The organism is Mesorhizobium sp. M7A.F.Ca.US.006.04.2.1, assembly GCF_004022915.1.
GTDB lineage: Bacteria > Pseudomonadota > Alphaproteobacteria > Rhizobiales > Rhizobiaceae > Mesorhizobium > Mesorhizobium ciceri.
Genome location: NZ_RZQA01000787.1, coordinates 1 through 3032, shown reverse-complemented (window position 1 = coordinate 3032; position 3032 = coordinate 1). Strand labels below are relative to the sequence as shown.

The window sequence follows — 3032 nt, the reverse complement described above, 5'->3', positions numbered from 1 at the left end:
CCCTACCAGTGACTGTCGAATGGCCGCGGCAGCAGAATGTACCGCCTTTCAGCAGAAACTAACGGAACATCCGTACTCGCCCAAAGTTGGGTTGCAGGAAGCATCGCATGCGGGCTTCCGCAGCCCGTTTCGTGTCACCGGCAATGTGGGCGGGGCGGGCTGTTTTGCGTTGGTACGCAATTTATACCGCTGACTACTTGTGGGTAATCCAGTCCAACAAGCCAACGTCAACCTGCTCGCACCCGACATATTCGCGGACCAGGCTTTCAGCCAGGTGGCGCCATTCACACTCGGGAACGCTTGCTTCCCTGACCAGGTTTCGAAATGCAGAGCGGAGAATGTCGGCATCGAAGGCCGAGACAGCAACAGGACCTGGGTCCAGATCTTCCCAACCTCGGGCCATGTCATCGCGATGACGTTGGCGAAGGCGCTTGAGCAGTTCGCGCGAGGCCTCGATTGCGCGTCGGGAGTGGTCCATATCACGGCGAAATGAGGCAGTTCCGGCCAGGGAATGGTGCCGCAACCGAAAGCTGGTTTCTATAACCGCGCGTGCGACTTCTATATGCGTTTCTGCCATCGCGGCCTCCCTTCCTGCGAAAGGATTTATTTACTCTCTTGTCACGCGTGACCCAAGAAGGATTCAACGTACGGTTTGATACGAAGGGGTGGCGCGCAGATGGGCATGGTCCCGAACGAACGAAGGGCCTGAACGGCAAACTATTTGCGATCCAGGCCCCTAGCCGTCGGGTTCGTGGCGACATTGCGCCCGCGGAATGCCGTTCACAAGCTGGACCTTGGTCTTGCCATTCCCGCGGAGGGCGTCAAAGTCGGAGACGCGCTGAACAGTTAGAACTTCATCGCGATGCCGACGCGGAAATCGTGCGTCTGAAGCGTGTGTTCCAGCGTGCATCCGCCGCCACAATATTCAAGCGACTTCTTGCCGAAGAAGGAGAAGTCGTATTCGCCGCGCAAGAACACGTTGTGTGTGAGCGCGACGTCGATGCCTGCTCCAACAACACCACCGACCAAGGTGGCATCCCGCTCAGCGTTTCCACCCGGGTAGAATGTCTTCAGCTTTGCAGCGGTTACACCAGCCGTGACAAACGGCATGTAGGCTCCCATGTCCATGCCAACGCGACCCTTTACGGATCCGAACAAACCTGTGGAGGCGTCAAGGACGCCTGGGCCTGGAATATCGTCGAAGGTGTTCTTCTTGAAGCGGTAGCCAAGCTCGCCTTCGACGCCATAGACAATCTTGCCGGATTGGAGGTTATAGCCTGCAAAGCCGCCGACCGTTGCCGAGCCGACATTATGCGTTGCGCCAGCCTGGGCGCCCGGTCCATAGATCTTGTAGTGTTCCAACGTTCCGGCGCCGAACACGCCGGCGTATGGCCCTTGCCAGGTCCATTCAGGGGTATCGACAGGAGCGATCGTCATATCGGCAGCCATGGCCGGAGCCGCGGAAAGCGCAACGAATGAAGCGAGCAAAAAAGCTTTCATGAAATCCCCATCAAAATCGCCAATCGCCTTATATCGATGAGCCTGCAACTTTGTATATAGCTAGGAAGTCACACCCGTAGGCTAAGTTGCTGCGCCTGAATTCGGCGAAATAGGTATCGGGATGGCCGGTGCAAGCAGGCATCCCTCGAAGAGCTCAATACTTCCGCGTCAGGCTTCGATGCGGGCATTATCGAGAAATTCAAGTGCGGAGCGTGGAAGGGTGCCGTTCTGATCTTCAATGAAGCCGCTGCCGCACGGATCAGGCTTGCAGCTGTGTTCGTGAAGAATGCCGATGGGTATACCGGACGGCTCAATCCGCAGCAATCAGGAAGGATGCCGTCGACGCCATAGTTAGGCGGCGGCGCGCAGGGCGGTGACTCGCCCAATGTCCGGGTCCCTTCTCAGCCATCTATCGGTAAAGTCCCGGGTATTTGGCCTTCTCAGCCTGGCAATTTCCCGCTCTCTGGACCGCCATGGCGTAAGCTCTTTCATAGGTGCGAATGGCCTTCCGGAACTTAGGAGGATTAGGCGTCAGGTGTTTTTCTAATCCCCTCGTACAAAAGCACAGGGACAGCAATGATAGCTTTTCCATCTTCTGTAGGCCTCAGCCGGCACCTTTGCATAACGCCGTTGAGGTTACCTGCCATTTTAGCGGCCAAATTTAACTTGGCATCGGGCATCCCGACCAGGAAGTGGATATTGTCCTGTCCTGCCGAAGCCGCCGAAGACGCGAAGCAAATTGCGGCGGCGAGTGCGACCAAAATGCGGATCAAAGTGACGTCCCCCCAATATTCCCAAATCTGAGCCAGGCTGAATATTTGGCAACCTAGCACCAAGCACACTATCCACAAATATGACACCTTCAAAACGCTCTCGCTCGATGCGCCAATGGGAGGGACTGACCTTAGGCGAATCGATTTGCTGGTGGCGCCGGAACCTTACGAGCCGGAGGAGGACGAAGAGGATGATCCGGATACGGTGATGCTCTGGGGCGGATACTCGCGTTGGCAAATGAAAAATTCCAGGTGGATAAGCGGTGGATCGAACCCGAACCTTGTTTTCTAAGCTTTTGAAAATGTTATGGTTTTTGCATTGTGCTGGTGCCCCCGGACGGAATCGAACCGCCGACCTTCGGTTTACAAAACCGCTGCTCTACCAGCTGAGCTACAAGGGCACGGCGCTCCGGTTAGCATATTTGTTGCGCCAGTAAAGACAAAACTCCGTTTTTCCCGGCATGCCGCATGGGCCGTCGGCGAGGGCATCCTGAAAACCGCCGGATTGCTTCCTACATCTAGGGAAGGGTGCAATCGCTTCGAGCAGGGGTGTCGCATGATCAGATTTGTCATCATTCTCCCGATCATCTTCGTGGCCTGGATGCTGCTGGTGAAGATCATCAGCGACGTGAAGAAGGCCAATGTCGACTGGACCGGCGTCACCACCATCATCGGCTTCATCGCGCTGGCGTTCTGGCTGCGCCATGTCACGGGGATGGGGTGAGGGAATAGGGGAATAGGGGAATAGGGGAATAGGGG

General features: G+C 56.3%; 4 protein-coding genes and 1 tRNA gene. 2 read left to right on the top strand and 3 right to left on the bottom strand.

All coding sequences use genetic code 11. The features are described from left to right. Window positions 1-193 (top strand): hypothetical protein (locus EN925_RS40265; RefSeq protein WP_206632996.1); only part of this gene is annotated, 193 nt, incomplete at its 5' end. On the opposite strand, the gene EN925_RS30035 is transcribed toward EN925_RS40265, so the two are convergent. The 3 genes from EN925_RS30035 to EN925_RS30020 all read right to left on the bottom strand — a co-directional run bounded on the left by EN925_RS30035 (window position 194) and on the right by EN925_RS30020 (window position 2674). Next, window positions 194-577, bottom strand: coding sequence for a hypothetical protein (locus EN925_RS30035; RefSeq protein WP_084015764.1), 384 nt, complete (start codon window positions 575-577; stop codon window positions 194-196). Between the two features lie 269 nt (window positions 578-846). Then, window positions 847-1500 (bottom strand): outer membrane beta-barrel protein, encoded by a 654-nt coding sequence (locus EN925_RS30030; RefSeq protein WP_013531390.1) that lies wholly within the window; start codon window positions 1498-1500, stop codon window positions 847-849. Between the two features lie 1098 nt (window positions 1501-2598). Further along, window positions 2599-2674: transfer RNA gene (locus EN925_RS30020), tRNA-Thr, on the bottom strand. Between the two features lie 155 nt (window positions 2675-2829). Here EN925_RS30020 and EN925_RS39830 point away from each other — a divergent pair. Beyond that, window positions 2830-2997, top strand: coding sequence for a hypothetical protein (locus EN925_RS39830; RefSeq protein WP_013531392.1), 168 nt, complete (start codon window positions 2830-2832; stop codon window positions 2995-2997). The last annotated feature ends 35 nt before the right edge of the window (window positions 2998-3032 follow it).

Excerpts from the sequence above, each read along its gene's own strand:
- EN925_RS39830 (WP_013531392.1), top strand. The coding sequence starts at position 2,830 with ATGATCAGATTTGTCATCATTCTCCCGATCATCTTCGTGGCCTGGATG.
- EN925_RS30035 (WP_084015764.1), bottom strand. The coding sequence starts at position 577 with ATGGCAGAAACGCATATAGAAGTCGCACGCGCGGTTATAGAAACCAGC.
- EN925_RS30030 (WP_013531390.1), bottom strand. The coding sequence starts at position 1,500 with ATGAAAGCTTTTTTGCTCGCTTCATTCGTTGCGCTTTCCGCGGCTCCG.